Raw genomic sequence first — 24045 nt, 5'->3', positions numbered from 1 at the left:
TCCTCCACACCTACAACCACCACCGATGCCACACCGCACTCGCAGGCAAGCCCCCCATCAGCCGCGCAAACAACGCTTCAGGGCAATACACCTAGCCCCTTCGGACCGCCGCGCTCGACTTGCGGGCCGCCACCAGGATCGGGTCCCACACCGGTGAGAGCGGTGGCGCGTAGCCGAGGTCGAGGGCCGTCATCTCGTCCACCGTCATGCCCGCAGTCAGCGCGACCGCCGCGATGTCGACCCGCTTCGCGGCGCCCTCGCGGCCGACGATCTGCACGCCGAGCAGACGGCCCGTACGGCGCTCGGCGATCATCTTCACCGTCATCGGGGCCGCGCCCGGGTAGTAGCCCGCGCGGCTCGTCGACTCGATCGTCGCGGACACGAACTGCAGGCCGACCCGCCGCGCGTCCTTCTCGCGCAGGCCCGTGCGCGCGATCTCCAGCTCGCACACCTTGCTCACGGCCGTCCCGACGACGCCCGGGAACGTCGCGTAACCGCCGCCCGCGTTCATGCCGATGACCTGCCCGTGCTTGTTGGCGTGCGTGCCGAGCGCGATGTGGCGCTCGCGGCCCGAGACCAGGTCGAGGACCTCCACGCAGTCGCCGCCCGCCCAGATGTTCTCGTGGCCGCGCACCCGCATCGCGAGATCGGTGAGGAGTCCGCCGTGCTCGCCCAGAGGGAGCCCCGCGGCGCGTGCGAGCGAGGTCTCCGGGCGTACGCCGATGCCGAGCACGACGACGTCCGCCGGATACTCGTCGGTGGTCGTCGCCACCGCCCGCGCCCGCCCGTCGTCGTCCGTGAGGATCTTGGTGACCTCGGCGTCGTCGACCATGGTGATGCCCATGCCGGTCATCGACTCGTGGACCAGGCGGCCAATGTCGGGGTCGAGCGTCGACATCGGCTCCGGCCCGCGGTTGACGACCGTGACCTCGTATCCGCGGCGGATCAGCGCCTCCGCCATCTCGACGCCGATGTAGCCCGCGCCGACGACGACGGCCCGCCGCCCCTGCGTCGCGGCGAGCGTGTCGAGCAGCGCCTGGCCGTCGTCGAGGGTCTGCACGCCGTGCACGCCCGGCGCGTCGATCCCGGGAATCCGCGGCCGCACCGGCCGGGCCCCCGTGGCGATCACGAGCTTGTCGTACGACGTCCAGGCCTCCGCCCCCGTGTCCAGCGCGCGTGACCTGACCCGTCCGCCCTCGACGTCGAGTTCGGTCACCTCCGTGCGCATGCGCAGGTCGATGGACCGCTCCCGGTGCTCCTCGGGCGTGCGCGCGATCAGCTCGTCGCGCCCTTCCACCTCGCCACCGACCCAGTACGGGATGCCGCACGCCGAGTACGACGAGAAGTGCCCCCGCTCGAAGGCCACGATCTCCAGCTCGTCGGGGCCGCGCATCCTGCGGGCCTGCGACGCGGCGGACATGCCCGCCGCGTCGCCGCCGATGACCACCAGTCGCTCACGTGTAGGGCTCATGCCCACCAAACTACGTCCGCGCCCCTGTCACTCCTCCTCGCCCCGCTCCCCGGCCGGCGGATGCGCGGGCAGCGGGCCGAGCGCCGTCGCGGGCGGCTGTGGGGCGGCGGACCGGCGCGGCAGCCGCGGACGCACCAGCCGCAGCCACAGGAAGACCAGCAGGCCGCCCACCACGGCGAACGGCAGCACCGCGCCGACGGCCACCGCGACCCAGCGCAGCATCGTCACGAACGCTCCCCAGCCGCCCGCGACCGCGTCGGTGAACCCCGGGTCGTCGTCCTTGTGCCCTGCCGGTTTCACCGGGGTCTCGGTCAGCGACAGCGTGATCGTCGCGAGGCTCGTCCGGTCCTTGAGGGACGCCTGCTGCGCGAGCAGGGCCTCCAGATCGGACTCGCGGGTGCTCAACTCCCCTTCCAGGGCGACGACATCGCTCAGCTTCGTCGCCTTGTCCATCAGCTCGCGCACCCGCGCCACACTCGCCCGCTGCGACTTGACGCGGCTTTCGACGTCGACGACCTGGTCGGTGACGTCCTGCGCCTTCTGGTTCCGGTAGATGAGGCGGCCCGCGCCCGCGAGGTCCGAGAGGACCTGCTCGTAGCGCTCCTGCGGCACGCGCAGGACGACACGGGAACGCTCATGTCCCCGGCCGTCGCGGTCCGTCGACTCGTTGCCGACGATGCCGCCCGCGTCCTCGGCCGCCGTGCGCGCCTTGTCGAGCGCCTGCGGGACGTCCTTCACCTGCACGGTGAGCGTCGCCGTGCGGATGATGTGGACGCCGGTCAGCTTCGGCGGCTCGCGCCGGGACGACTTCGCGTCCGACTGCCCTCCGCCCGCCTCCTTCGCGGAGCCCTGGTCCGCGGCGGCTGCCTCGCCGCCCGCGGCCTTGCTGGAGTCGCCGCTGTCCGAGGCGCCGGCGCTGCACCCCGTCAGCGCCAGCGCCGCCACGAGCAGGACGGCGCCGGCCGCCCGCATCCCGCGGCGCCCCGGCCACTTCCCTGTGGTGCTGGTGCCTGATGTCCGCATGCGACGTACCCCCGGAGGTTGAGTGGGACGGCCGGTCCAAGGACAGGCCCTGGCCACCTCCTTCGACGGTCCGGCGCCCCCTTTCGGTGGTTGCCGAGGGGTCCCGATGCGGTCACGGTCGGGACTCGCCGGTCTGAGACAGTGGGGGCATGCGCGAAGCGGACACAGGCACGGGAACCGGACCGGGACAGGCCCCCAAGGCGGTCGTGATCGGCGGTGGCATCGCGGGGCTCGCCGCGGCCCACCGGCTGCTCGCGGCGGGCGCGCAGGTCACCGTCCTGGAGGCGTCGGGCCGCCTCGGCGGCAAGTTGCACGCCGGTGAGATCGCGGGCGTACGGGTCGACCTCGGCGCCGAGTCGATGCTCGCCCGGCGTCCCGAGGCCGTGGACCTCGCCCGCGAGGTCGGGCTCGGGAACCGGCTCCAGCCGCCGGGCACGGCGACGGCCTCGCTCTGGACCAGGGGCGCGCTGCGCCCAATGCCCAAGGGCCATGTGATGGGCGTCCCCGGCACCGCGGCCGCACTCTCCGGAGTCCTGTCCGACGAGGGACTGGCCCGCATCGAGCAGGACCGCGACCTGCCCGCCACCGAGTTCGGCGACGACGTCGCCGTCGGCGCCTACGTCGCCGAGCGCCTCGGCCGCGAGGTCGTCGACCGGCTCGTGGAGCCGCTGCTCGGCGGCGTCTACGCGGGCGACGCGTACCGCATCTCGATGCGCAGCGCCGTCCCCCAGCTCTTCGAGGCGGCCCGCAGCCATCGCTCCCTGACCGAGGCCGTCCGCGCCATCCAGGAGCGCGCGGCGCACAACCAGCAGACGGGCCCCGTCTTCATGGGCATCGAGGGCGGCATCGGACAGCTCCCGCTCGCCGTCGCCGAGTCGGTGCGCGCGCGGGGCGGCGAGATCCTCCTCGACAGCCCCGCCCACGGCCTGCGCCGCACCCCCGACGGCTGGGAGGTCCGGGTCGACGACCACGTCATCGAGGCCGACGCCGTCGTCCTCGCCGTGCCCGCGCAGAAGGCTGCCCGGCTCCTCGACACCGAGTCCCCGGCCGCCGCGGCGGAGCTGCGCACCGTCGAGTACGCCTCGATGGCCCTGATCACCCTCGCGTTCCGGCGCGACGAGGCGCAGCTGCCCGAGGGCTCCGGTTTCCTCGTGCCGCCGGTCGACGGCCACACGATCAAGGCGTCCACGTTCGCCTCCAACAAGTGGGGGTGGATCGCGGCCGAGGACCCCGGCCTGGTCGTCGTACGCACCTCCGTGGGCCGCTACCAGGACGAGAAGGACCTCGCGCGCGACGACGACGGGCTCGTCGAGGTGTCGCGCCACGATCTGCGGGAGGCCACCGGCCTGAGTGCCACGCCCGTCGCCACGCGCGTCACGCGCTGGCACGAGGGCCTGCCCCAGTACCCCGTCGGCCACCACGCGCGCGTGGCGCGGATCCGCGGCCATGTCGCCGGGATCCCCGGACTCGCCGTGTGCGGAGCGGCGTACGACGGCGTCGGCATCCCGGCCTGCATCGCGAGCGCCTACGCGGCCGTCGACCAGCTGGACGGTGACCTGACCGGCGTGGAGGAGCTCACCGCGCACCCGGTGCAGAGTCTGCACGGCGGCGCGGGAGAATAGCCCCATGAGTGACGACGCCCCCGCCAAGATCCCGAACGCAGGCAAGAAGGCCAAGGACCTCAATGAGGTCATCCGCTACACCCTGTGGTCCGTCTTCAAGCTCCGAGACGTCCTCCCCGAGGACCGGGCCGGCTACGCCGACGAGGTCCAGGAGCTGTTCGACCAGCTCGCCGCGAAGGACGTGACGGTCCGCGGCACGTACGACGTGTCGGGCCTGCGCGCCGACGCCGACGTCATGATCTGGTGGCACGCGGAGACCGCGGACCAGCTCCAGGAGGCGTACAACCTCTTCCGCCGCACGAAGCTGGGCCGCACCCTCGAGCCGGTCTGGTCGAACATGGCGCTGCACCGCCCCGCCGAGTTCAACCGCTCGCACATCCCGGCCTTCCTCGCCGACGAGACGCCGCGCAACTACGTGAGCGTCTACCCCTTCGTGCGTTCCTACGACTGGTACCTGCTGCCCGACGAGGACCGCCGCCGCATGCTCGCGGACCACGGCAAGATGGCCCGCGGCTACCCGGACGTCCGCGCCAACACGGTCGCCTCGTTCTCGCTCGGCGACTACGAGTGGCTCCTCGCCTTCGAGGCCGACGAGCTGCACCGCATCGTCGACCTGATGCGTCACCTGCGCGCCTCCGAGGCCCGTATGCACGTCCGCGAGGAGGTCCCGTTCTACACGGGCCGCCGCAAGAGCGTCGCCGAACTGGTCGCCGGTCTCGCGTAGTTCGCACGGAGTCCGTACGCGCAGGGGCCGACCGGTTCGACGACCGGTCGGCCCCTTCGCGCGTGTACCCGCCGTCACTTCACGGCGAGCGGCACCGGTTCGGGGTGCGGGGCGCAGGACGCGGCGCGCGTCAGCGGGATCCGGCCTTCCATCAGATACGCGTCGAGGTGGCTGTTGACGCACTTGTTGGCGCCGGCGGCGATGCCGTGGGTGCCCGCGCCGCGCTCCGTGACCAGGACCGACCCCGGAAGCCTGCGCCACAGCTCACGGGCACCCTCGTACGGGGTGGCCGCGTCCCGCTCGGCGGCCAGGATCAGCGTCGCGGGCAGCGCGCCGGGCGCGGTCCGTACGTCGACGGGGCGCTGGCGCGGGGCGGGCCAGTACGCGCAGGGCAGGTTCATCCAGGCGTTGTCCCACGTCTCGAACGGGGCGCGGCGCGCGAGCTCGGTGTTGTCGCGGTCCCAGACACGGAAGTCGGTCGGCCACGCCGAGTCGTTGCACTCGACGGCCGTGTAGACGGCGGCGCTGTTCTCGTTCCTGGCGGCCGCCGCGGCCTGTGGCGCGGCCTGCTCGGCGAGCGGCTTCGGATTGCCCTTCAGATACTCGGACAGCGCGGACGCCCGCGTCGCCCAGTAGTCGTCGTAGTACCCGGCCTGGAGATACGCCGACTGGAGCTGGCCGGGGCCGACGGTGCCGCCCGCGGGCTCGCTCGCGAGCCGCGCCCTGACCTTCTCGTAGCTCTGCTGCACATCGGCGGCGGTCGCGCCCAGGCGGTACGTCTTGTCGTGCTTGGCCACCCAGCGCCGGAAGTCCGCCCAGCGCTGCTCGAAGGCCGCCGACTGCACGAGGTTGTTGCCGTACCAGATCTGCTTCGGGTCGGGGTTGACCGCCGAGTCGAAGACCATGCGGCGCACATGCGTGGGGAAGAGCGTCGCGTACACGGCCCCGAAGTACGTGCCGTACGACGACCCCATGAAGTTCAGCTTCCGCTCGCCGAGCCCGGCGCGCAGCACGTCCAGGTCGCGGGCGTTGTTGAGCGTCGTGTAGTGCCGCAGCGCGTACCCGGCGTTCTTCGCACAGCCCCGGGCGTACGCCTTGGCCTGCGCGATCCGCTCCAGCTTGTACGAGGCGGAGGGGTGCGTCGGCGCCGGGGTGGGGGCCATCGCGAACCGCTTCGGGTCCTCGCAGGACAGCGGGGCCGAGCGGCCGACGCCGCGCGGTGCGTAGCCGACCAGGTCGTATGCCGAGGCGATGCGCTTCCACTCCGGCATCAGCCCGACGAGCGGGAAGTACATGCCGGACGCGCCGGGGCCGCCGGGGTTGAAGACGAAGGCGCCCTGCCTGCGGACCGGGCTGCCGCCCTTCCGCGCTGTCTTGCCGGTGGCCTTCACGCGGCTGACGGTGAGCTTGATCTGCTTGCCGTCGGGGTGGGCGTAGTCGAGAGGGACGGAGACCGTGCCGCACTTGACGTAGTCCGGGAGGGTCTCGGCGGCGGCGCAGGTGCCGAAGGTGATCCCGGCAGCCGCGGCGCGGGCGGCGGCCACGGCCGTGCCGCGCAGTTCGGCGGTGCCGGGCGGTGCCTGGGTGTCGGCGCGGCCCGGGGCGGCGACGAGGGCGGTCAGGACCAGGGAACCGGCGGCCGCGTAGACGGCGGGGGCTGCTTTCATGGCTCTTGTGGGTCCCTTTCGTCCGGCCCTGGTGCGGCCGTCTCGCGCGGCCTGTCGGGGCTGTCGCCCGCCTGCCGGGAGCAGACGGGAACAAAAGGGATACTTCGTGCGGCAGTTGGCGAAGTAAAGCACCGGCCTGCCGGTGTCGGCTCAATGACCCCGTTGCGCCGTCCCGAATGCGGAGCGCAGCGCGGGGTCGGATACTGCGCGGACGCCGTGCACGGCGACGGCGGTCAACAGGGCGGCCTCCCCGACCCCTTCGCGTACGCCCCTCGGCAGGGCGCCGATCAGCTGCTGCCCGGTGGGGGAGGCCCAGCGCGTGTAGGGGTGGACCTCGAAGCGGGCGATCGCCAGACAGGACAGCGTGAGGACGAGGGGCAGCGCGAACCACGCGGCGATCAGCACGCCGTCGCCCGGTTCCCCGCCCGGCATCGTGAGCGATACGGCGGCCAGGACCACGACGGCGAGCGCGGCGGCCCGCACCTGACGGACCGCGGCCGCGACCCCGCCGCGCGCTCCGTCAGGAACGGCGAGGCCCGCCGCGACGAGCCGGTCGGCCAGCGCCCGCACCGCGTCCGCGGCTGCCGTCGCCCGGCGTACCGTCCCTATCCGCGACTGCCCGTCCGGCCCGATGGCGCCTATCACCGAGCGCTCGATGTCGTCACCGCCGACCGGGTCGACCACGGTGGCCCAGCCGGTGTGCGCGAGCAGCAGCCGACGGCTGCGCGCCATCGAGACGAGGGTCAGATCGGCGACCCGGAAGGGGCCGCCCGACAGGAACGCGGCCTCGTACAGGGTCAGTTCGTGTGCCCCGTCGCCGATCGGCTCGCTGTGCGCGGCGTGCACCGCGGCGAGGCAGAGGCGCGCGCAGGACAGAAAGGCGGCGGAGCAGGCCATGAGCAGGAACAGGAGCCAGAACATGGCGTTTTTCTATGTCACGTGTTCGGGTGGCGCCACGGCTTGTTCACCATATGGACAGAGCGTTGTCGGTATGTGACGTTCCGTTTGTTGTGCCTGGTCATGTCCGGCGGTGTCAGGGCTTGGGTCGGGAGGCCGCCGGGGGCAGTGGGAAGGAGGGGGACGGGGAGAGCGGTGTCGCAGGCGCGGGGGACGCCACCGGACCCGGCGGGGCGGGGGAGCGGGTCTCCGGTGGAGTGCTCGCGCCCGCGGCGTCCCGCGCGAGCGCGTCGAAGTCGACCAGGCCCGTGGACTCGAGGATCTTGATGTGGTCGAGCACGGTCTTGTTCGCGTCGTCCGCCAGGTCCCGTACGAGCGAGTTGCGCGTGGTCGCGCGGACCTGGGCGACCAGCGAGAAGACCTTCCCGTGGGCCCGGCGGAGGATGTTGGCGAACTTCCGCTCGTAGTCGTCGCCGTGCGCCGCGCTCAGCTCGGACAGCCAGTGCCGCTGCTGGCTGTTCGGCTGGTTGGGGAGTTCGAGGCCGAGCCGCGCGGCGACCTCGCGCACGCGCGCGTCCAGGAAGGTGTGCCCCTCGACGAGGTGCTCACCCGCGGTCCGCACCGCCGTGCTCGTCCCTCTCGCCTCGGCCTGCTGGCCCGCGGGCAGCTCCCACAGGCCCGCGAGCCGCACCTTCGTCACGAACTCGCGGTCCAGGGCCGACAGGGGGCCGAATCTGGTCGACACGGTCCCCTCGTCGAGCAGGTCCACGCCCGTGCCGGAGCGGTCGGCGTACGACCAGACCGGGAACACGAGAGCGGCGAGCGTGGTGACGAGCCCGGCGACGATGAGTCCGGTGCCGTTGACGAATCGGGTGCGCATGGTGCCTCCTGGTGCGGCACCGCACGCTAGTCCGCTGCACGGACGCGGGCTCGGGTACCCCCGGGAATACGCCAACTGCGGTACGGGAGCGGGGTGGTGGCGCTCAGGCCGACCGGAGAGCCGGACGCCGCCGGTGCAGGGCGGACCGGGCCGCGCGCGCCAGGCGCGCCCCCGGGTGCGCGGCCGGCGGGGTCGGCCCCGACCGCTCCCGCCACCACAGCTCCAGTTCCCGCCGCGCCCCCGTGTCCGCGGGCCCGTCGGAGTCGAGCAGATGCCCACCGGAGTCGAGAAGGTGCTCGGCGAAGTCGAGGGCGTCCCGGCGGTAGCCGGCCGTCATGGGCCGGCACTGCGCGTACGACAGGAACGCCGGGCGGTACGCGGCCGCGCCGAGGATCTCCGGCAGTTCGGGTGCGACCTTCGCCACGACGTCCGCCCGCTTGGCGCACAGCGCCCGGCTCTGGACCCTGAGCCGCACCCGGTCGAACCCCTCCGGCGCGGGCGTCCCCGCGACGAGGGCGGACAGGAGCGCGGCCTGCGCGAGGGCCAGCCGCTGACGGGCGGGGTCGGTGCCCTGAGCCGCCTTGCCCGAAAGGAGGCGCACGGTGCGCCCCTCGGCGGGCGCGGTCGTCAACATCCCCCTGATCTCGGCGAGTTCACGCTCCAGCTCCTGTGGAGCCGGGAAGTTCTCGTCGCGCTCCAGGAGGACTCCCGGCGGCGAGACCCGGGACGCGAGGTCGGCGAGGATGTCGAGGACCGGGCGCGGCACGGGGTGCGCGTGGCTGTCGTGCCACACGCCGTCGCGCTCGAAGCCGCCCGCCACGTGGACGTAGGCGATGGCCTCGACCGGCAGTTCACCGAGCGCCTTGGCGGGGTCCTCGCCGCGGTTGACGTGGTTTGTGTGCAGGTTCGCCACGTCGATCAGGAGGTGGACGCCGGTGCGCTCCACCAGCTCGTACAGGAACTGGCCCTCCGTCATCTCCTCGCCGGGCCAGGAGAACAGGGCCGCGATGTTCTCCACGGCGAGCGGGACGGGCAGCGCGTCCTGCGCGATGCGGATGTTCTCGCAGAGCACGTCGAGGGCGTCCCGGGTGCGGGGGACCGGCAGTAGATGGCCGGCCTCCAGCGGCTGCGACGCGGTGAGGGCGCCGCCCGCCCGTACGAACGCGATGTGCTCGGTGACGAGCGGGGAACCGAGGGCCTCGGCGCGGGCCGCGAGGTCGGCGAGCCTGGCCTCGTCGGGCCGGTCGGCGCCCCCGAGGCCGAGCGAGACGCCGTGCGGCACGACGGTGACGCCGCGCTCGCGCAGCCGCAGCAGGGAGTCGGGGACGTGCCCGGGGCACACGTTCTCCGCGACGGCCTCGACCCAGTCGATGCCGGGCATCGCCTCCACGGCCTCCGCGATCTCCGGACGCCAGCCGATGCCCGTACCCAGACGCTCGATGCGCTGCATGGTTCCCCTCCTCCACCCCGGCCGTATGCCGTGCGATGCCGGTGTCATGACCCCGGCGGACGCCGCCGAACCCAGGGGAGGGGACGTTCAGAGGTTCATTTGAGGTTCCGCGCGGCGCCGGCGCGCGGGCAGGGCAGGGCGTACGGCGCCGCGGCCTCACCCCGGTGGAATCGGCCACAGCGTTCTTCGTACGGCTCCGTAAGGCCGCAAGGGCAGGAGGGTCCTGTGGACTGGCGCGGAGCCATGTCGCCGCCGGAATTATCAGGTAGGTCAGGACATGGGGTGCCGTCCGCTGCACCATCTGCTGTGTGGGATTCGTGAACCACCTGTTCCGACACGTGCGCATCGTGTGCAGGTCGCACAGAGCCCTCTTCATCGAACCGACTTTCGGGCTGGCGTAAACATGTCTTGCTCCTGCAAGGCTCAACTCCCCAAGGTGGGTGGGCACTTGAGCATCAGGAGTCACAAGCATGCGTGCTTGACCCGGGCGGCCGTCCGTCCGGGGCATTGACGGGGGAAGCTGATTCGGGGGTGTGCGGACCGGCGCGGCATGACGCGTCCGGAGACCGCCGCGCGCCGCCTTTTGCCACACCTCCCCCTCTGTCGCCTCTTGGTGCCTTTCACCCGGTGCCCGAAAAGGGATAGGAGGGGGAATGCCGACGAATGCCGTGAGCGCCGCGAGGCCGACTTACCCGGGCGTCTACGTCGAAGAACTTCCCAGCAGCACCCGCGCCATCTCCGCCGTGACGACTTCGGTGACCGCGTTCGTGGGGCACACCCGGCGCGGCCCGCTGAACGAGCCGGTGCGCGTCACCGGATTCACCGAGTTCGAGCGGCGCTTCGGAGGGCTGAGCGCGCAGAGCCCGCTCGCCTACGCGGTGCACCAGTTCTTCGGCAACGGCGGCTCCGTCGCCGTGATCGTCCGGGTCGCCAAGGCGGGCAGCGGCAAGACCGCCTGCGTCGTCCTGGAGTCCACCGACGGCCGCAGCGAGAGCCGTGTGCTCGAGGTCCACGCCAAGGAACCCGGCGTATGGGGCAACAGTCTGCGGGTCGCCGTCGACTACGACACGACGTGCCCCGACGAGACCTTCAACCTGCGGGTCCACGACGCCCGGGGCGAGGCCCGCGAGAGCTTCACCGGCCTGTCCATGGACGCCGGCAGCGGAACCTACGCGCCCACCGTGATCAACGCCGGGTCGCGCCTCATCCGCGTCGACGCCGTGGGCGAGGGGCGCCCCGACCCGTCCGGCACCGTCTCCAAGCCGTTCGGCCACGAACTGCCCGACCTGGCCGTCGACGTGACGGTGAAGATCGGCGACGTGGAACGGGAGTTCAAGCTCTACGACGCCGACTGCGACGGCGAGGCCCCGTCCTCCGTGGCCGAGCTGGCGCTGCTTCTGGAGCGCAAGCTGCGGGCGCTGCCCGACGCGCCGGGCCGGCACGCCTTCGCGGGCGTCGAGGTCACCGCGTTCGGCCGGCGCCTCCAGGTCGTCGCGGGCTCCACCGACCCCGAGGACGTCGTCCGCTTCCTGGGCGAGTGCGCCAACGACCTGGGCCTGGAGGCCTCGGTCAATCCGCCGGTGTTCCCGCTGGAGGGCGGCGAGGACGGCGAGGCCCCGGGCCCGCGCGACCTCATCGGCTCCGAGGCCGACAAGACCGGCATCCAGGCGCTGCGCGGGGTCGCCGACGTCAACCTGCTCTCGCTGCCGGAGCTGGCCTCGTACGAGAAGACCGAGGACGCGCTCACCGTCGTGTCCGCCGCTCAGCGGCTGTGCGAGGAGCGACGGATCTTCCTGCTGGTCGACGCGCCCGCCACCTGGGTGAGCGTGGACTCGGCGCGGGCGGGACTGTCCGCCTTCGACGCCGTGCGTGGCAACCACGCGGGCCTGTACTTCCCGCACCTGCAGCTCACCGACCCGCTGACCGGGCGGCTGCGCGCCTTCCCGCCGTCCGGCGCGGTCGCCGGCGTCATCGCACGGACCGACTCCGAGCGCGGTGTCTGGAAGGCCCCGGCCGGTACGGAGGCGCAGCTCGTCGGAGTGCGCTCGCTGACCGTCGATCTGACGGACCGTGAGATGGGGCTGCTCAACCCGCTCGGGGTGAACTGCCTGCGCACCTTCCCGCTGGCCGGTCCGCTGGTGTGGGGCGCGCGCACGCTGGAGGGCTCCGACGCCCTCGACAGCGCGTGGAAGTACGTGCCCGTGCGGCGGCTCGCGCTGCACGTGGAGGAGAGCCTGCAGCGCGGGTTGCAGTGGGTCGTGTTCGAGCCCAACGACGAGAGCCTGTGGCAGCAGATCCGGCTGTCCGCCTCCTCGTACCTGCACACGCTCTTCCGCCAGGGCGCCTTCAAGGGCAGCACGCCGCGGGAGGCGTACTTCGTCAAGTGCGACAGCGAGACCACGACGGACGAGGACGTGGCGAACGGCATCGTCAACGTGCTCGTCGGTATCGCGCCGGTCCGTCCGGCCGAGTTCGTGGTCGTCAAGATCCAGCAGACGTCCGGGCAGTTCGCCCTCTAGCGGCCCGGGATCCAGGGAGAGCTGAAGGAAATCGATGGCTGAGTTCACGGTCAACGCCCATCGCTTCGACCCGTACAAGAACTTCAAGTTCCTGGTCCTGTGGGACGGACGTACGGTCGCCGGCATCAGCAAGATCAGTCCGCTGAAGCGGACCACGGAGGTCGTCAAGCACCGCCACGGCGGTGACCCCTCCTCCCCGCGCAAGTCGCCGGGGCGCTCGGAGTTCGAGGGCATCACCCTCGAACGCGGGGTGACCCACGACCCCGAGTTCGACCGCTGGGCCAACAAGGTCTGGCAGGTCGGCGCGGGCCTCGGCTCGGAGGTGTCCCTCGCGGACTTCCGCAAGGACCTCGTCATCCAGGTCCTCAACGAGGCCGGCCAAGTCGCCGTGTCGCACAAGCTGTACCGGACCTGGCCCAGCGAGTACCAGGTCCTCGGCGAACTGGACGCCAACGCCAACGCGGTGGCCATCCAGTCGCTGAAGCTCGAGTGCGAGGGCTGGGAGCGGGACTACGAGGTGCCCGAGCCGGAGGAGCCCTCGTTCCTCAACCCGGCCTGAGCGCTCCGCCGGCAGTAGGAACGGAGTGGGCATGGTGATCACCGGGGCGGCCGAACTGCTGGCCGCCTGGGAGACGGGCCTTGGCGAGGCTCCGGTCGGGCGTGCGCTGCTGCTGCACCGCGCGGCACGACCGGACGTCGGGGCGGAACGGCTGCCGGCACTGCCGGTGGGCGAGCGCGAGGCGGACCTGTTCGCGTTGCGCCGGGCGCTGTTCGGCGAGCGGATGCAGGTGCGCCTGGCGTGCGAGGCCTGCGGACAGGACATGGAGTTCGACCTGGACGCCGGGGAGCTCGCCGGGTCACTGGGCGGGCGCGGCGAGTCGGCCGTGCGGGTGCAACAGGACGGCTGCGACGTCGAGTTCAGGCTGCCCGGCGTCGCCGACCTGACGGCGGCGGCCCGGACGGCGGACCCGCGTACGGCACTGCTCGCGCGATGCCTGGTCTCTGCGGTGCACGACGGGACGGCGGTGACGGCCGGGGAGTTGCCCGCGCCGGTGCAGCGCCGGATCGTCGAGGCCGTCGAGGCGGCCGACCCCGGCGCCGACCTGGCGCTCAACGTGGCCTGCCCCGAGTGCGGGCAGGCCACCCGGGCCGAGCTCGACATCGCCTCCTACCTGTGGACCGAACTGGACGCCTGGGCACGGGACGTGCTGCTCGACGTCCATCTGCTCGCCACCGCCTACGGCTGGAGCGAGCCGGAGATCCTGGCGCTCAGCCCGACGCGGCGCCGCTACTACCTGGAGCTGTGTGCGGATGTCTGACTCCGAGGGCCCCGGGGGCTCGCCGGACGGCGCCGACTTCTTCGATCGGCTGCTCGCGCGGCACACCGCCCCGCGACCGGACGCGGCGCAGGTCCGGCCCCGGCTGCCCGGCCCGTTCGAGCGGGTCGAGGCGGTACGGGCCGCCGCACCGGCACCCGGCGAGGACGCGCTGCTGTGGCCCGCGACCACGCCGCCGGCCGTCCCGCCGCCGGATGCGCAGTCGCCGACGGTCGTGGCGGCACGGACGCACACGGAACGGGAGCGCACCGTTGTCCACACGGAGCGGGCGGCTGAGCCGCAGGGGCCGCGTCCGGCCGCTCCGGCCCGCGTCGAGGCGCCGTTGCTGCGTCCCGCCACGTCCGTCGCGCCCGCGCCGCCACTGCTGCCCGACACCGGGCGGCGCGCGGCGGTGCGCGCGGAGCGGGAACCGGCACAGACCGCGGTGTCCGTGCCCGTCCCCCCGGGCAGGGGCGCCGCTCCGCGCGCCGGGTCGGCGGCGCTGCCCCCCAGCGCCGCCGGCCCGGCCGCAACGCGCGACGCCGTACGGCAGGCCGCGGCCCGGAGGCCGGCACGCGCCACCGAGCAGGTGGTGCAGGTGCAGATCGGGCGGCTCGAAGTGACGGCGGGCGAGGCACCCGGCGCCGGACGCCCCCGGACGCCTGCCGCGGGGAGGACCGGGGCGACCTTGAGCCTCGCGGAATACCTGGCGCGGGGGCGCGAGTGACCCGCGGACACGGATCAGTACGACGACCAGCAGGCCGAGAGGAACCGAGGAACTGACGCCATGAGCAACGCACTTGCCCTCGCGCATGTCACCCAGGCCCTCGCCCTGCTGATCGAGTCCAACCTGGGTCCCGAGATCGACATGGCCGTCAAGGTCGAGCCGCGCAAGCCGCCGGCCGACCCGCCGACCGAGCCCACCATCTCCGTGTTCCTGTACCAGGTCACGCCCGACACCTCGCAGCGCAACAACGACCTGCCGACGCGTGCGGCCGACGGCACGCTGGTCAAGCGGCCCGTCGCGGCACTCGACCTGCACTTCCTCATCACCGCGTACGGCGACGAGACGGAACTGGTCGGGCAGCGGCTGATCGGTTCCGTGGTACGCGCGCTGCACGAGATACCGGTCCTGCCGAAGGACGTCATCGAACTCGCCGGAGAACGGCCGTACTTGGCGGGCAGCAATCTCGCCGAGTCGGCGCAGCGCGTGCGGTTCACGCCGACGGTGATGGACGTCGACGAGACGTCGAAGCTGTGGGGGATGCTCTACCAGACGCCCTACACCCTGTCGGTGGTCTACCAGGCGGCCCTCGTCCTCATCGACGGCCGGGAGACTCCGGTGGCGGGCAAGCCGGTGGAGCGGCCGGAGGTGCGGGTGCTGCCGTTCGGGGCGCCGGGCGCGCCGGTCCCGCCGGGGGCGGAGCCGACGCCTGACGCGCCGTCGAATGAGCCTTCCCCAGGCGATGCGGTGAAGCGGGAGGCCGAACCCCCGGCCCGCCCGAGCGCCAAGAAGGCAGCCAAGGCCCCTGCGAAGGCCGTCGCGAAATCCCCGGCCAAGGCCCCGGCACGCACGCGCAAGACAACGCCCCGGGCCGCCAAGCCCGCGCAGGAGTGACACGGCATGGAGACGACGGGGGCAGGTGAGGACATGGGGACGTACGAACAGAGCGCGGCGGACGCCGGACCGGGCGGCGCGACGCTGACCGCGGAGATCCGGCGCGTCCTGGCCCGCGTCGACGCGCATGCGGCACGTGTCACGAAGGAGAGCGGCGGTGCACCCGGGGCCGAACTCGCCACCGCGCCCGGCGGCCCCGGCACCGCCCCGCTCGACGCCCTCGTCTCCTGCTTCAGCATCACGCCCTTCGAGCGCGACCTCGTACTCCTCGCCGCCGCCCACGAGTTGGAGCCCACGGCCGCCGCCCGGTGTGCCGCCGCCAGTGGTGACCCCGAGCGGACGTACCCCACCTTCTCGCTCGCGCTGGCCGCGCTGGCCGAGCCGCACTGGAGTGCCCTGACGCCCGTGGCGCCGCTCAGGCGCTGGCGGATCGTCGAGCTGGACGACGAGTCGCGGCTGACGACCTCCCGGCTGCGCCTCGACGAGCGCATCCTGCACTTCCTGCTGGGCTCGCCCTATCTGGACGCACGGCTGCACGGCCAGTTGCGCCGCACGCCTGCGCCATCGGAGCTGACGCCGTCGTACGACCTGGTCGCGAGCCGGCTCGCCGAGGGCTGGGCGAGCGCGGCGGACTCCGAGGCGCCGCTCGTCGAGGTGACCGGCGGGGACCTGCGCAGCCGGGCCGACCTCGCCGCCGCGGCGGCCGCACGCTCGGGACTCGGGCTCTACTCGATGAGCGCCGAGGACGTGCCGTCCGACCCGGTCGAGCGCGACCGGCTCGGCCGGCTGTGGCAGCGCGAGGCGGTCCTGCTGCCCTCGGCGCTGCTCGTCGAGGTGGGCGAACTGGACCGCGACCAACGCGCGGCGACCGAGTCGTTCCTGGCCGGGGCCGCTGTACCGGTGGTGGTGTCGAGCGAGGATCCGCTGCGTTCGGAGCGGTCGTACGGGGCCCGGGTGGTCGTGCCGAGACTCGACGACGAGGAACAACTCGGCCTGTGGACCGGCGCGTTCGAGGGCGTGGACCTGGACGAGGGCGAACTACGCTCCCTGGTCGCCCAGTTCCAGCTGCCGCCGCATGTCGTACGGTCCGCGGCCGCCGCCGTACACCGCCGGCTGCCACACGAGGACGAGCTGGACGCCGCCGAACTCGCCTGGCACGCCGGGCTCGACGAGGCGCGGATCGGCATGGACGAGCTGGGGCGGCGGATCGCGCCACAGGCCGGCTGGGACGACCTGGTGCTGCACGAGCGGCAGACGAGCGTGCTGCGCGAGATCGTCGCGCATGTGCGGCAGCGGGCGACCGTCCACCAGGAGTGGGGGTTCGCGGCCACCCTGCGCCGTGGCCTCGGCGTGACCGCGATGTTCGCGGGCGGCTCCGGCACCGGCAAGACGCTGGCCGCCGAGGTCATGGCGAAGGAACTCGGCCTCGACCTGTTCGTCATCGATCTGTCGCAGGTGGTCAGCAAGTACATCGGCGAGACCGAGAAGAACCTCCGCCGGGTCTTCGACGCCGCCGAACGCGGCGGCGCGCTGCTCCTGTTCGACGAGGCCGACGCACTGTTCGGCAAGCGCAGCGAGGTCAAGGACAGCCACGACCGGTACGCCAACCTCGAGGTCAGCTATCTGCTGATGCGGATGGAGGCCTACCGGGGTCTGGCCGTCCTCACCACCAACATGAAGAACGCCCTCGACACGGCCTTCCTGCGGCGCATCCGCTTCGTCGTCGACTTCCCCTTCCCGGCCGAGCACGAGCGCGCCGAGATCTGGCGCCGCGTGCTGCCGCCGCAGGCCCCGGTGAAGGACATCGACGCGTCGCTGCTCGCCCAGCTCACCGTCGCCGGCGGTTCGATCCGCAACATCGCCCTGTCCGGGGCCTTCCTGGCCGCCGAGGAGGGCGACCGGCTGCAGATGCGGCACATGCTCGCCGCCGCCCGCACCGAGTACCTGAAGCTGGAGCGCTCGCTGACGCCCACGGAGGTGCGCGGATGGGTGTGAGTGCCCCTCGAGGCAAGGAGCCGAGCGCGATCCGCGTGGAGATCGGGGAGCTGGTCCTCGACGGCTTCCGGGCGGATCCGGAGCGCGTCTCGGCCGCGTTCGAGAGTGAACTGACCCGGCTGGTACGGCTGCACGGCGTACCCCTGGCGGCGGACGGTCCCCTCTCGGTCGACGCGCTGTCCGGGCTGCCGCCCCTGCCCGCCGGACTGTCCGCGCGACGACTCGGACAGGAGCTGGCGCGTGCCGTGCACGAGGGACTGAGCGGTCACGGGGAGGTGGGCCGGTGAGCTCCCGGACCCAGGACGCCCGTTCGGAGCAGACTGCCGAGCAGCGGCGCCGCAAGCGCAAGGAGCGGGCCGCCAAGTCCCGTGCGCCCGAGCCGAAGAACATCGTCAGCGGCGCCGGACAGCCTCTCGACCCCGGCCTGAGACGGGACTTGGAGGAGCAGCTCGGTCACGATCTGGGCCGGGTACGGCTGCACACGGGGCGGGACGCCGGGCAGCTGACCGAGCTGCTCGGCGCGGACGCGGTCGCGGTCGGCCAGGACGTCTTCTTCCGCGAGGGCGCCTACCGGCCCGGCACCGACGAGGGCCGCCGGCTGCTCACCCACGAGCTGCAGCACACGGTGCAGAACCCGCACGGCCTCGGCGCGCTGCGGGCCGGCCGCGAGCTCGGCGCCGTGAGTCTGCCGCAGCAGGCCATCGAGCGGGAGGCGGAAGAAGCCGCTCAGGCGGTAGTTCAGGAGGAGTCCGCCCCGCAGGTCGAGGAGGGGCAGGCCACACCCGGCTGGCTGCGCTACGCCACCGTCGACGCCGACCGGATGCGCGCCGAGGCCGTCGACCCGGCGACCCTCGTGGACCGGCTCGCGGGCAATGTGCTGCGCAGTCTGCGTGGCGACCCCACCGACGCCTCCGGCCGTGTACGGCTCCAACTGGCGCGTATGTCGCAGGAGTTGGAGGACGCGGTTGTCGACCGCCTCGAGAACCGTCTGCTGACACCCGAGTACGACCGTCTCCTGGAGATCGCCGACCAGGCCCGCCCCGGCCCGGTCGAACTCCAGCCCGCCGAAACGCCGTTGCCCGAGACCGACCTCTTCGAAGCGCTCGGCGTCGAACGCACCCAGTGGAAGAAGGCGCAGGAGTCCGACCGGGGTGCGAACGAGAAGCGCGCCGCTGACGCCCGCGAGGAAACGCAGGACGCCAAGGCCCGCGACGAGAAGAGCGGCAGCGACCGCAGCCGGGCCCGATCGGACGCCGCCACCGAGGAGCAGGACACCGCCCGGCGCACCGAGCAGGAGGACGAGCGCAACGTCTCCCGGCAGCAGGCCGATGAGGAGCAGCAGCAGGAGGACGAGCAGGGCGCCGCCGACCGCGAACGCACCGACCAGGCCTCCGACGAGCGCGTACAGGGGCAGCAGGAAGGCGCCGAACAGGCCAAGGAGGAGCGCAAGGAGCAGCGCGACCGCGAGGAGGCCGATCCGCAGCAGGCGAGCGCGCCGGGCGCCGACAAACGCAAGGAGCGGGACGACCAGACCCAGCCGGGCGCCGGGTCGAAGAACGCGGAACCGGACCCGAAGCAGAAGGCCCAGCCCGGCCCCGTACGCCCCGAGAAGGTCGACGAGCGGGCCGAGCGGTCCGACTCGGCGCTGTCCGAGCACGGGCTGAACGAGCAGGATGAGGACGGCGGCGCCGAGGCCGAGCCGCGGGAAGAGGAGCGGCCCCTCGGCCTCGAGGCGGGCGCCGATCAGGAGGTCGCGGGCGGCGAGGACGACGGCGACGGGGCGCCGGGCGCGCAGGATGAGCCGGCGATCAGACCCGAGGACTACCTGCCCGACGCCGACCTCGACCTGTCCGCCGTACCGACCGCGGACAAGCTTCAGCCGGGTGCCTCCGAACCGTCGCTGCCCTCCTTCCCCGCCCCGCCGCCGACGAAGGCGGAGAAGATCGAGCAGGAGCGGGAGAAGCGGGACCAGGAGGAGGACGAGGACAGTGCCGGGCCCGAGGCCAAGGCCCCCGGCCAGGACGAGGGGCCCGTCGAGGGTGAGGCCCCGCAGCCCGAGAACGGGCCCGCGGCGCAGGCCCAGGACCGCGGCACCAAGGACCTCCAGGAGACCGAGAAGCCGCTCGACCAGGAGGTCGGCCCGGATCTCGCGACCCAGGACAAGGAGCGGCCCGAACCCGAGGCCGAGAAGCCCGACCCGGAACAGCAGCAGGAGAGGGAGCAGACCAAGGGACAGGAGGACGAGGGCACCGAGGCGGACGGCGACGACGACCAGCCGGACGCCAAGGACGGGCAGGAGGAGAAGCGGGACCAGCAGGACCGTACGACCGTGGAGTCCCGGTCGTCGGCCGCGGGCCCCGCCCCCACCGTGGTGAGTCCGGTGACGGCGGCCGTGTCCCGGCCCGCCGGTGCGCAGACTCCCAAGACCCCGGTCGAGGACCGTGACCCCTCGCCCGCCGCCCGGCGCGGAGCCGAACCGCCCCGGTCCGAGCGCGAGGCGCCGCAGGCCAAGAGCCGGGTGCCCAAGGAGACCGGGCCGGGCGCCGTGCCGCGCGGACCGGTCGGTGCTGCCGAGAAGACGGGGCCGAACGTCGCCGCCGGACCGGGTGCCGCGCCCTCCGTCGCTCAGGCGGCGGTCAGCCCGGCCGCCGAACAGACCGACGGGCCCGGCCAGACCGCTGCTGACACGGCCGCGCCCCGGCCCGAGGCGTCCCTGGAGAAGGACGGCGGCGGCTGCGCGCCGCCCGCGCCCGCGCCCGAGAAGGACGAGGGCGGGCAGGGCAGTTGCGGAGGGGGCGGTGGTGAGGCCGCGCCCGAGCAGAAGCAGGAGGAACCGCCGGACGTTTCGGGGCAGGACCCCAAGGCCGCGGTCCAGACCGTGAGCAAACTGGCGCCCGACCAGGCGGCCGCCGCCATGCCCGGGGTCGACAAGGCCGCCGACAAGAAGATCGGCGAGGAGCAGAAGCGGCTCGACGCGGCCCCGCCGACGCGGGAACGTCCTTCGGGGGCGCCGCAGACGCGCTCGGCGCCGCCGCAGGCCGCTCCCGCGGCGCCGCAGGTCACCGGCAAGGTGGAGAAGCTCGGCCCCGAGGACCAGGGCGACAAGCAGAAGGCCAAGGGCGGTGACAAGGCCGAGGGCAAGCAGCCCACGGACAACGTGTCTCCGCCGCCGGCCCCCGCCGTGCCCGACAAGGGGCTCAGCGAGTCCGAGGCGAAGAGCGTCGAAGCCGCGGCCGACGCCGTCCCGACCACCGACCCACAACTCGAGAACAAGACCGTCGGCCCGGCCCCCAAGATCCGTCTCGAGGGCGCCAGCGATCCCAAGCGCACCGACGACCAGGCCAAGGCGCTGAAGGACAAGCAGTCCGACCTGCAGTCGACGGGCCGGGCCGACGCGGCCAAGCCCATGGGCGAGGACCAGGTCTTCCCGAACGCGCCGCGGGAGCAGCTCACCGGCAAGGCGTCCGGTGGTTCCGGCGGCGGCAAGGGCGGGGCGTTGGAGGCCACGCCCGCGCCGAAGGCCGGCGTCGGCGCTGTGGCCAAACAGGAAAAGGGCTCCGAGATCACCGGCGCCGCCGGCAAGGCGCAGGGCGACCTCGGGTCCAAGGAGAAGCAGCACCAGCAGGGCGAGCAACGGGCCAAGCAGGACAAGCAGACCGAGATCGACCGTGAGGTCGACCGGGGCACCCAGCAGCAGACCGGCGAGCGCGGCCGCGTCGCGCGCGAAACGCAGAAGCAGCGCGAGGACTGGCGGACCGAGCAGGACAAGAAGGTCGACGACGCGGACAAGAAGTCCGACGACGAACACGGCAAGAAGAACAAGGAGATCGTCAAGGCGCGCGACGACAAGGACAAGGAGGTCGGCGCGCGCAAGGACAAGGACAACTCGCAGATCGACACCGAGCGCGAGAACGCCGAGAAGGAGGCCAAGAAGAAGAAGGAGGAGAAGAAGCCCTCCGGCGGCCTGTTCGGCTGGATCGCCGACAAGGTCGCCGACTTCTTCAAGGGTCTTCTCGCGGCGGTCACCGCGGTCTTCGACGCGGCCCGTAAGGCCGTCAACGGGATCATCGACAAGTTCAAGGAGTGGGCCAACCAGGCCATCGACTTCGTACGCGATCTGGCGATCAATGCGATCAACGCGCTCGCCGACGTCCTGATCGCCATCGGGGACGTGCTCCTCGCGGCCTTCCCGGAGCTGCGGGACCGCTTCCGCAAGGCGATCGAGGGCCTGCGGGACGCGGCGATCGCGAAGGTCAACCAGCTGGCGGACAGCCTGAAGAAGGCGGTCAACAGCCTGCTGGACGCGCTCGCGGCCGGCCTGAACAAGTTGCTGGACGTCCTGGAAGCAGGCGTCAAGGCGGTCATCAAGGCCTACCAGGCCGTCATCATGGGCGCGATCAAGTTCGCGCAGGCGGCGATCGAGGCGCTCGGGAAGTTCGCGGCGCTGGTCGCCGACATCGCGCCCGACCCGGGCGGCTGGATCTCGAAGGCCGGCAGCTCTGCGAAGACCGGCATCACCGACCACCTCTGGGGCGCCATCAAGGTGGCGGTCAAGGGATGGTTCGACACCAAGGTCGAAGGCATCCTCGGCCTCGGCAAGGCAGTGATCGACGTCCTGGTGAAGGGCTGCGTGTCGATCAAACAGATCGGCAAGATGGCCTGGGACGCGATCATCGCCTCCCTCCCGATGATGATCGCGACCCTGGTCATCGAGAAGGTCGTCTCGATGATCGTGCCGGCGGCGGGGGCGATCCTGACGATCGTCCAGGGCCTGATGTCGGCCTGGCAGAGCATCAGCTCGATCCTGTCCGCGTTCTCGAAGTTCTGGGCGTACCTGAAGGCCGTGAAGGCGGGGCCGGCGGCCTGCCTGTTCGCGGAGGCGGTCGCCGCGGGTGTCGTCGCCCTCCTCGACCTGATCACCAACTTCCTGCTCCAGAAGCTGTCTTCGGCGACGAAGGGCGTCGGCAAGCGGCTCAAGGGCATGGCGCAGAAGATCATGGACGGCCTGAAGAAGGTCGGGGGCGGGGCGAAGAAGGCGGCGGGCTCGGCGGTCAACAAGGCTCGGGGGGCGATGCGCAACGCGAAGCAGGCGCTGTCCAGGCCCGGCACCGAGCGGAAGCCGAAGGGCAGGCCTTCACCTGACCCGAAGTCCCCGGTGAAGCCGAAGGACCACGCGACACCGAAGGGCCCGGCGAAGAAGCCCGACGGGGCGGAGACGAAGCCGAAGGACAGGGCACCCGAGAAGGAACAGGACCCCTCCAAGAACCGGACTCCGGACAAGGAACAGGCTCCCGCCAAGGACAAGACCCCCGAGTCCGCTCCGAAGAAGAAGCAGAAGGAGATCGACGGCCCCAAGCCGACCAAGCCCAAGAAGCCCAAGTCCCCGGTGGGCAAGGCTCTGTCGAAGGCCAAGGGCGCCGTCAAGTCCGCCCTGAAGAAGGTCGGCAACGCGGCCAAGACCCTCGGCCGGAAGCTGAAGAAGTCGAAGCTCGGCAAGGCCCTGAAGAACGGGGCGTCGAAGCTGCGGAACTTCTTCAAGAAGAAGAAGGACCGGCTGCGCGACGACAAGCAGCGCCAGCACGAGCAGAAGAGGCGGAACCAGGACCGACGGAAGAAGGACGAGAAGTCGAAGGAGTCGAAGGAGGCGCGGCTGCAGAAGATTGCCGCGCGGATTCGCCCGATCCTGAAGCAGCGCCTGGACAAGGGGACCGACAAGCGCGTGCTGCGGCTGGCTCTCGCCGGCTTGCAGCGCTGGTACCGGCTCACTGGTCTCGACGTCGTCGGATCCGCCGTGTTCAACATCAGGGGCCGGCTCAATCCCGATGTCGAGGTTCTCAGCGGATGTGCCGAGGTTGACCGCGATGAACTGCTCAAGTACATCAGGGAACTTGGTGCGGAGCTGAGGACGAGGACAGATCGCGAGCGCAACGGCCAGCCAGGCTCTCCCGATCCGGTCAGCTTCGGTGGGGTCACTTCTCGGGGCGCAAACCGCGATGTGGAACGCGAAGTGCGCGGTGCCTCGGCCGGAGCACTGGCCGAGCACCTCGATACGGCAAGCGATCCGCACACGGGCACTGATCTCGGAAAGCGACGCCGCCAGGGAGACATCGACAACCTGAACTTCATCGGCAACCCGCCGCAGTCGTCCACCTCCCGCGTGGAGCGGAACCTGAAGCAGGGCGGAAATCCGAGAAACTTCCTCATCTCGGTTCGCGATCCCTTCACCGGCGAACTGACGGATCCAAGTTACGGCCAGTTGAAGAAGTGGATGGCAAAACTCAAGAACAATCCAGGGCGCCTCGGAAATATCAATGACGGCCTCCGGCAGTTCCTGAAGAACACGACGCACGCAACCGGTTCGGGCGTCGATGATGACTTCGTCAGAGGGGTGGGCACCTGGGTGGTTCTGGCAGAGGGCTCCAGGAACCCCGCCGCAATGGTCACCCAGGCGATGGCCGTCGATCTGGCCACGCAAGGAAAGATGGACTGGGGCAATGCCGTGGATATGATGCCCATGTCCAAGGCCAGCAAGCGTGAGCGCCTGCTCGACGCGGAGGGCAACCCGGTGCTCTCCAAGAACGGGAAGCCACGCTGGGTCCAAACCCAGGCGGGCGCCGTTCAGGAATCGGACAACTTGAAGTCTCAGCTCTTCGGTAAGAGGGGGCTGAAATCGCAGGCAAGCATCGACAGAGCGGATTCGATCGCCGACCGGGAAGTGGCCATCATCAAGGCATGGATCAATGAGCTGGACGTAGCAGTGGACGATCCGGCCTCGAAGCAGGAAGTGCTGCAGAAGATAAAGAAAGTGATCCGGGAGAAGATGGAAGATCTCTACGGGCGTTGAAGACAAGACCGTGGCAAGA

16 protein-coding genes are annotated in these 24045 nt (G+C 71.9%); 10 read left to right on the top strand and 6 right to left on the bottom strand.

The window, feature by feature from the left end:
• Positions 1-91: 91 nt before the first annotated feature.
• Positions 92-1471 (bottom strand): FAD-dependent oxidoreductase, encoded by a 1380-nt coding sequence (locus AC07EJ_RS20570; RefSeq protein ID WP_478884656.1) that lies wholly within the window; start codon positions 1469-1471, stop codon positions 92-94.
• A 27-nt stretch (positions 1472-1498) separates the two neighbouring features.
• On the bottom strand, positions 1499-2494 hold the full coding sequence (locus tag AC07EJ_RS20565) for a DUF4349 domain-containing protein (RefSeq protein WP_478884655.1): 996 nt from the start codon (positions 2492-2494) through the stop codon (positions 1499-1501).
• 149 nt (positions 2495-2643) lie between these two features.
• On the opposite strand from AC07EJ_RS20565, the gene hemG reads away from it, so the two are divergent.
• Together hemG and hemQ are read left to right on the top strand one after the other, a co-directional pair.
• Positions 2644-4116: a protoporphyrinogen oxidase gene (hemG, locus tag AC07EJ_RS20560; protein WP_393583048.1), complete on the top strand. Its 1473-nt coding sequence runs from the start codon at positions 2644-2646 to the stop codon at positions 4114-4116.
• A gap of 4 nt (positions 4117-4120) precedes the next feature.
• The gene (gene hemQ / locus AC07EJ_RS20555) at positions 4121-4840 is read left to right on the top strand and encodes a hydrogen peroxide-dependent heme synthase (protein ID WP_389480322.1); all 720 of its coding nucleotides are present in this window, start codon (positions 4121-4123) and stop codon (positions 4838-4840) included.
• Between the two features lie 74 nt (positions 4841-4914).
• Here the strand turns inward: hemQ and AC07EJ_RS20550 are convergent, their stop codons facing one another.
• The 4 genes from AC07EJ_RS20550 to AC07EJ_RS20535 all read right to left on the bottom strand — a co-directional run bounded on the left by AC07EJ_RS20550 (position 4915) and on the right by AC07EJ_RS20535 (position 9734).
• Positions 4915-6507 carry an alpha/beta hydrolase gene (locus AC07EJ_RS20550; protein WP_393583046.1) on the bottom strand — a complete coding sequence of 531 codons (1593 nt, stop codon included), beginning with the start codon at positions 6505-6507 and terminating at the stop codon, positions 4915-4917.
• A 150-nt stretch (positions 6508-6657) separates the two neighbouring features.
• Positions 6658-7428 (bottom strand): TIGR04222 domain-containing membrane protein, encoded by a 771-nt coding sequence (locus AC07EJ_RS20545; RefSeq protein WP_478884654.1) that lies wholly within the window; start codon positions 7426-7428, stop codon positions 6658-6660.
• Between the two features lie 112 nt (positions 7429-7540).
• Positions 7541-8284: a DUF4142 domain-containing protein gene (locus tag AC07EJ_RS20540; protein WP_389480328.1), complete on the bottom strand. Its 744-nt coding sequence runs from the start codon at positions 8282-8284 to the stop codon at positions 7541-7543.
• 103 nt (positions 8285-8387) lie between these two features.
• A complete protein-coding gene (locus tag AC07EJ_RS20535; RefSeq protein WP_478884653.1) occupies positions 8388-9734 on the bottom strand; it encodes an MbnB/TglH/ChrH family RiPP precursor modification enzyme in 1347 nt (448 codons plus the stop codon).
• A gap of 653 nt (positions 9735-10387) precedes the next feature.
• Here AC07EJ_RS20535 and AC07EJ_RS20530 point away from each other — a divergent pair.
• Genes AC07EJ_RS20530 through AC07EJ_RS20495 form a run of 8 tightly spaced genes read left to right on the top strand, consistent with a single transcriptional unit; the run spans position 10388 to position 24026 of the window.
• Entirely contained in the window at positions 10388-12253 is a 1866-nt protein-coding gene (locus AC07EJ_RS20530) for a phage tail sheath subtilisin-like domain-containing protein (protein ID WP_478884652.1), read from the top strand.
• Between the two features lie 34 nt (positions 12254-12287).
• Positions 12288-12812: a phage tail protein gene (locus AC07EJ_RS20525; RefSeq protein ID WP_100591276.1), complete on the top strand. Its 525-nt coding sequence runs from the start codon at positions 12288-12290 to the stop codon at positions 12810-12812.
• A 31-nt stretch (positions 12813-12843) separates the two neighbouring features.
• On the top strand, positions 12844-13572 hold the full coding sequence (locus AC07EJ_RS20520; protein ID WP_478884651.1) for a T4 family baseplate hub assembly chaperone: 729 nt from the start codon (positions 12844-12846) through the stop codon (positions 13570-13572).
• Positions 13565-14296, top strand: a complete 732-nt coding sequence (locus AC07EJ_RS20515) for a hypothetical protein (RefSeq protein WP_478884650.1) — start codon at positions 13565-13567, stop codon at positions 14294-14296. Before AC07EJ_RS20520 ends, AC07EJ_RS20515 begins: the two co-directional genes overlap by 8 nt.
• Positions 14297-14356: 60 nt before the next feature.
• The gene (locus AC07EJ_RS20510; RefSeq protein ID WP_478884649.1) at positions 14357-15187 is read left to right on the top strand and encodes a Pvc16 family protein; all 831 of its coding nucleotides are present in this window, start codon (positions 14357-14359) and stop codon (positions 15185-15187) included.
• 33 nt (positions 15188-15220) lie between these two features.
• Positions 15221-17182, top strand: a complete 1962-nt coding sequence (locus tag AC07EJ_RS20505; RefSeq protein WP_389480480.1) for an ATP-binding protein — start codon at positions 15221-15223, stop codon at positions 17180-17182.
• Positions 17179-17469 carry a hypothetical protein gene (locus tag AC07EJ_RS20500; RefSeq protein ID WP_478884648.1) on the top strand — a complete coding sequence of 97 codons (291 nt, stop codon included), beginning with the start codon at positions 17179-17181 and terminating at the stop codon, positions 17467-17469. Before AC07EJ_RS20505 ends, AC07EJ_RS20500 begins: the two co-directional genes overlap by 4 nt.
• The gene (locus tag AC07EJ_RS20495) at positions 17466-24026 is read left to right on the top strand and encodes an eCIS core domain-containing protein (protein WP_478884647.1); all 6561 of its coding nucleotides are present in this window, start codon (positions 17466-17468) and stop codon (positions 24024-24026) included. The genes AC07EJ_RS20500 and AC07EJ_RS20495 overlap by 4 nt, the downstream gene beginning before the upstream one ends.
• The last annotated feature ends 19 nt before the right edge of the window (positions 24027-24045 follow it).

This window comes from Streptomyces sp. NPDC045026 (genome assembly GCF_056432625.1).
Note: the sequence above shows the minus strand (reverse complement) of the source record. Positions and strands in the feature narration are given on the sequence as shown.